Source organism: Rhizomicrobium sp. (assembly GCF_056722145.1).
Map to the genome: position 1 here is coordinate 1 of NZ_JBWZET010000369.1, position 5,617 is coordinate 5,617.

At 64.8% G+C, this 5,617-nt stretch carries 5 protein-coding genes and 1 pseudogene; 5 read left to right on the forward strand and 1 reads right to left on the reverse strand.

Annotated elements, in window-relative coordinates; all coding sequences use genetic code 11:
- From AC1P6P_RS19630 to AC1P6P_RS19640, 3 genes and pseudogenes are all read left to right on the forward strand, one after another.
- Nucleotides 1-103 (forward strand): annotated as a pseudogene (locus AC1P6P_RS19630) (FtsX-like permease family protein); the annotation flags it as partial.
- The gene (locus AC1P6P_RS19635) at nucleotides 96-812 is read left to right on the forward strand and encodes an ABC transporter ATP-binding protein (RefSeq protein WP_481404140.1); all 717 of its coding nucleotides are present in this window, start codon (nucleotides 96-98) and stop codon (nucleotides 810-812) included. The pseudogene AC1P6P_RS19630 and the gene AC1P6P_RS19635, both read left to right, overlap by 8 nt.
- 131 nt (nucleotides 813-943) lie before the next feature.
- A complete protein-coding gene (locus AC1P6P_RS19640) occupies nucleotides 944-1,597 on the forward strand; it encodes an O-methyltransferase (protein WP_481404141.1) in 654 nt (217 codons plus the stop codon).
- 270 nt (nucleotides 1,598-1,867) lie between these two features.
- Here the strand turns inward: AC1P6P_RS19640 and AC1P6P_RS19645 are convergent, their stop codons facing one another.
- A complete protein-coding gene (locus AC1P6P_RS19645) occupies nucleotides 1,868-2,473 on the reverse strand; it encodes a DUF2239 family protein (protein WP_481404142.1) in 606 nt (201 codons plus the stop codon).
- A 375-nt stretch (nucleotides 2,474-2,848) separates the two neighbouring features.
- Here AC1P6P_RS19645 and AC1P6P_RS19650 point away from each other — a divergent pair, with 375 nt between their 5' ends.
- The gene (locus tag AC1P6P_RS19650) at nucleotides 2,849-3,274 is read left to right on the forward strand and encodes a DUF3788 family protein (protein WP_481404143.1); all 426 of its coding nucleotides are present in this window, start codon (nucleotides 2,849-2,851) and stop codon (nucleotides 3,272-3,274) included.
- A 1-nt stretch (nucleotide 3,275) separates the two neighbouring features.
- On the forward strand, nucleotides 3,276-5,617 hold a 2,342-nt coding region (gene dnaE, locus AC1P6P_RS19655; protein ID WP_481404144.1), incomplete at its 3' end, for a DNA polymerase III subunit alpha.

The window sequence follows — 5,617 nt, forward strand, 5'->3', positions numbered from 1 at the left end:
CGTCGTCGTGCTGGTGGCGCTGCTGCTCAGTTTCCTTGCCACGCTCTATCCGGCCTGGCGGGCGGCACGGCTCGATCCGGTGGAGGCGCTGCGCTATGAGTGACGCAACCATGGGTGCCGCGCTCCGGTTCGAGAACATCGTCCGCATCTTCAAGGAAGGCACCGCCGGCCAGCTCGAGATTTTCCGCGAGGCTAGCGCCCATCTGATGCCGGGCGAGATCGTCGCGCTGGTGGGCCCGTCGGGCGCCGGCAAGTCGTCGCTGTTGCATATCGCCGGGCTGTTGGAAGCGCCGACCTCGGGCGACGTCTTGATCGACGGCCACTACGTCGCCGGCATGAGCGACGATCAGCGCACCCGCATTCGCCGCGAGACCATCGGCTTCGTCTATCAGGCCCATCACCTGCTGCCGGAATTCACCGCCCTCGAAAACATCATCATCCCGCAGATGATCGCCGGCGTGTCGCGCAAACAGGCGGCGGTGGAAGCGACGCGGCTGCTGACGACGATGGGATTGGAAGGCCGCCTCACGCATCGCCCGGCGCAGTTGTCCGGCGGCGAACAGCAGCGCGTCGCCATCGCCCGCGCGCTCGCCAATCATCCGCGCATCCTGCTTGCCGACGAGCCGACCGGCAATCTCGATCCCAAAACCGCCGCCGGCGTGTTCGAGGCGCTGGTGACGCTGGTGCGCTCGGAAGGCGTCGCCGCCCTGATCGCGACCCATAATCTGCAGCTCGCCGCCAAGATGGACCGCGCCCTGGTCCTCCACGAAGGCCGCCTGCTGGATGCGGGCAAGCTGGGCGCCAAGGAATAAGCTGCCATAACGGCAGGCTTGCGAACTTCCCCTCATCCTGAGGAGCGACCGCAGGGAGCGTCTCGAAGGACGCAGGGCTTTTCCGCCTCGCTGAACTTTGTCATGGTTCGCGGCGTACCAGGGAGCCGCCCATGGACAAATCCCTTTTCGACCAGGTTGAAGCCTATTTCGCGGAGAAGGTGGTCAAGCCCGATCCGTCGTATCGCGCCGTGTACGAAGCCTCGCTTGCCGCCGGCCTTCCCGACATTGCCGTCAGCGCGCCCGAGGGCAAGCAGCTTCACCTGATGGCGAAGATGTGCGGTGCCAAGCGCATCCTCGAGATCGGTACGCTCGGCGGCTATTCGACGTTGTGGCTGGCGCGCGCGATGGCGCCGGGCGGCAAGATCGTCACCATCGAGTACAGCCCGCGCCATGCCGAGGTGGCGCGCGCCAATCTCGCCAAGGCCGGCGTTCACAACCGCGTGGAAATCCTCGTCGGCGCCGCGCTCGACATCTTTCCGACCCTCAAGGGCACCTTCGACTTCTTCTTCATCGACGCCAACAAGGACGGCTACGCGGATTATTTCCGCTGGGCGGTGAAGCTGGCGCGGCCGGGCAGCGTGATCGTCGCCGACAATGTCGTGCGCCAGGGCGAGGTCATTCACGACAGCGACGACCCGGCGGTCAAGGGCGTGCGCCTGATGATGGACGCCGTCGCCGCCGAACCCCGCGTCTCCGCCAGCGTCATCCAGACCGTCGGCAGCAAAGGCCACGACGGCTACCTCGTGGCGGTGGTGGCCGGGTAGGGTCCAGAAGGGATTTCTGCCCCCGCGGGCAACGAGATCGTCCCGCCCGCACGTCAGACCGTGGGGGAAGTCGCCGGGAAGGGGGCGCTAGAGCAGCGAACTTTGATGTGAGATTGCCACCACACTGTCATCGCCCGCGACTGCGGGCGACCCAGGTTAAATCTGTCGCGATTTTTGGTGGCGTGCCAGATGCCATCTGGTTGGCCCGCAGCCGCGGGCCATGACACCAAGGGAGAGGCCGGCGTTCGAGTGACTCGGGATGAACGTTCGTTAGGCCTCCGCTGCGAAGGCGAGCTTAATGGCGTAGTCGCGGATGTCTGCCGGCCAGCCCGCGATGAGCTCGCCGAACCGCTTCAGGTCGCCGCCGAACAAGGCGCGGACGGCCTCCTCATAGCCGGGCCGGTCGCCGGCCATCACGGTCACGAAGCGGTAGGCCGCCTCATTGGCAGCGCGTCGGCGATCGCGGTCGCCGCTGGTGCGGCGGGCCTGGTCGACCAGTTTGCGCAGGGCGACCGAGGCGCCGCCCGGTTGGGCATCGAGCCACTGCCAGTGCCGCGGCAGCAGCGTGATTTCCCGGCCGACGACGCCCAGCTTGGGACGGCCGCGGCGTCCGCTGCGCTCGGGCTCGGCTTCGGACGGCTCGGGTTGGCGTACTCGCGCCGCCGCCTCGGGAAGGCGGGCGACGATGTCCTGCTTGGAACCGGTGAGATCAAGTTCGATTGTGTGGGCGCTGGCATCATCGAACACCAGAATCGGTGCCTCCGCCCCCGAATCGATGTGATTCTTCAGCACCAGGACCACTTCGACGAGGGGGCCGGCGACCAGCCGGTTGGCGCCTTCAAAGGCGGTGCAAGGGCGAAACAGGACGTCTTCCATGGCGGTGGGCTCCGGTGCGGCTCTATCCGAATATTACCGTGGGAAAAATCGGTGTCAATCGTAATAAAACCATGGTGTAAATTGGCCATCACTGATGTATCTGTTTTGTTCTTGACAGAACATACGGCGAACAATAGCGTGTGGGCAACGCTGTGGATGGACGGTTGATACCCCTGTGGAGGCTTTGATGACTTGGTTGAAGGACGTGTTGGCAGGCCTTGGTTTGATTGTATTTTTCGCCTCCAGTTTTTTCCTCGCCGGAGCCGCACAGGCGGTCTTGATGGCCGGTTGAGGGGTTCCTGTGGATGGAACGCGCGACGCCCTTCTTGCCGGGGTCCGCACGCCATAAACCTGTCGCCTGCACGGGAGTGAACCATGACGGGAGCGGCAGCGAGGAAGGACATTGTCCCTCCGACCACGGCTGAGTTGCACGCCGCGCTCGGCGGCAGCACCTCGGCGTGGCCGCAGATCGTCAGCGGGCTGGATGAGGCTTTCGGTCCCCTGGAGCTGGAGTGGCGGCCATCGGATTTGGCGTTTGGCCGGCTGTGTCTGGTCCGCCGCCGCGGCAAGCCGCTGGTCTATCTGTTGCCGATGGCCGGCCAGCTTTTGGTCGGGGTTGTGCTCAATGGTTACGCCTTCCAGTGCGCGATGCGCTCGGAGCTGCGCCCGGCGATCAAGCAGATGCTGGCCGACGCCCGGCCGACCGGCGAGGGCCGGGGTATCCGCTTCGTGGTCAAGTCCGAGGCCGACATCGCCGAAGTGATGACCCTGGCCCAGTGCATCGTGGCGGCGGAGGACTAGCGTGGCGGAGGCAACCAAACCGGCCGGGTTCGTCCACCTTCGGGTGAAGAGCGCCTATTCGCTGATCGAAGGCGCCATCCGGCCCAAGGAACTGGCCAAGCTGTGCGTCGAAAACGCCATGCCGGCCGTGGCGGTCACCGACGTCAACAACGTCTTCGGCGTCTTCGACTGGACCGACGTGGTCGCCAAATCGGGCGTCCAGCCGATCGTCGGCTGCATGCTGGCGGTGGAGCTGACCGGCGCCCAGACCCTCGGCTCCAAGCCGAAGCCGCCGTATCTGCCAATCTACATCCAGAACAAGCAGGGCTATCTCAACCTCTGCAAGCTGTTGTCGGCCGCGTATCTGGAGGTCGAGCCCGGCGACTGGCCGCATGTCACCGCCGACAAGCTCGCCAAGTATAACGAAGGCATCATCGCGCTCACCGGCGGCCCCGGCGGCCCGGTCAACAAGCTGGTCGAGACCGGCCAGCTCGACGCCGCCGAGGCGGTGCTCGACAAGCTGACCGACATTTTCCCCAATCGGCTTTACGTCGAACTCCAGCGCCACGGCCTGCCGGAAGAGCGGGCGGCGGAAAATGGCCTGATCGATTTCGCCTATGCCAAGAAGCTGCCGCTGGTCGCCACCAACGACGTTCATTTCGGCCGTGCCGACATGCACGAGGCGCACGATGCGCTGCTCTGCATCGCTGATGCGACCTATGTCTCGGTGGAAGACCGCCGCCGCGTCACCCGCGAGCACCGTTTCAAGACCGCCGCGGAGATGACGGCGCAGTTCGCCGATCTGCCGGAGGCGATCGCCAATACGCTGGAAATCGCGCGGCGCTGCGCCGTCAAGCCGATCAAGCGCAACCCGCTGCTGCCGATTTTCGAGCCGGCCTCCGGCCTTTCCGCCGAAGAGGAATTGAAGGCGCAGGCCGAAGCGGGCCTGGAACGGCGCCTCGCCAAGAACGGGCTTTATGCCGACCGCAAGGTCTACGACGACCGCTTGGCCTACGAACTCGACATCATTATCAAGATGCAGTTCCCCGGCTACTTCCTGATCGTGTCCGATTTCATGAAATGGACCCGCGCCCAGGCGATTCCGGTCGGCGTGCGTGGCTCCGGCGCCGCTTCGCTGGTGGCGTGGTCGCTCGACATCACCAACCTCGATCCCTTGCGGTTCGGCTTGTTCTTCGAGCGCTTCCTCAACCCGGAACGTATCTCGATGCCGGACTTCGACATCGACTTCTGCCAGGAGCGGCGCGACGAGGTCGTGCATTACGTGCGCGACAAATACGGCCACGACAAGGTCGGCCACATCCTGGCGCTGGGGTCCTTGCAGGCCCGTGCCGCGGTGCGCGACGTCGGCCGCGTGCTGCAGATGCCGCTCGGTCTGGTCGACCGCATCGCCAAACTCATCCCCGGCCAGCCCGGCAAGCACATCACCATCGACGAGGCCATCGCCGGCGAGCCGCGGCTGCAGCAGATCGCCGAGCAGGAGCCGATCGCCGAGCGGCTGTTCTCGATCGCCAAGAAGGTGGAAGGGCTTTACCGCAACGTCTCCACCCATCCTGCCGGCGTCATCATCGGCGACCGGCCGCTCAATGAGCTGCTGCCGCTCTATTTCGATCCGCGTTCCGACGTGCCGGTGGCGCAGTTCGATTACAAGGGTGCCGAAAAATCCGGTCTGGTGAAGTTCGACTTCCTCGGCCTCAAAACCCTGACCGTGATCGCCAAGGCGCAGGACCTCTTGAAGGACCGCGGCATCGAGCTCGATACCCAGTCGATCGATTTCACCGACAAGCCGACCTTCGAGATGCTGGCCAAGGGCGACAGCGTCGGCGTCTTCCAGCTTGAATCCACGGGCATGCGCGACCTGATGCGCAAGATGAAGCCCGACCACATCAACGACCTCGTGGCGCTTGTGGCGCTGTATCGCCCGGGTCCGATGGACTCGATCCCGAAATACATTTCGGTCAAGAACGGCCGCGAGGCGCCGGAGTATCTCCACCCCAAGCTCGAGCCGATCCTGAAAGAAACCTACGGCGTCATGACGTACCAGGAAGACGTCATGCACATCGCCCAGGAATTGGCCGGCTACACCATGGGGCAGGCCGACAATCTGCGCCGCGCCATGGGCAAGAAGATCGTCGCCGAGATGGTCAAGGAGCGCGAGCGCTTCCTGAAGGGCGCCTCCGAACGCGGCGTGTTGCCGGCCGTCGCCGAACAGATTTTCGATCAGGCCGCCAAGTTCGCCGGTTACGGCTTCAACAAGGGCCACGCCGCCGCCTACGCCCAGGTCGCCTATCAGACCGCGTATCTGAAGGCGAATTATCCGGTCGAATTCCTCGCCGCGTCGATGAC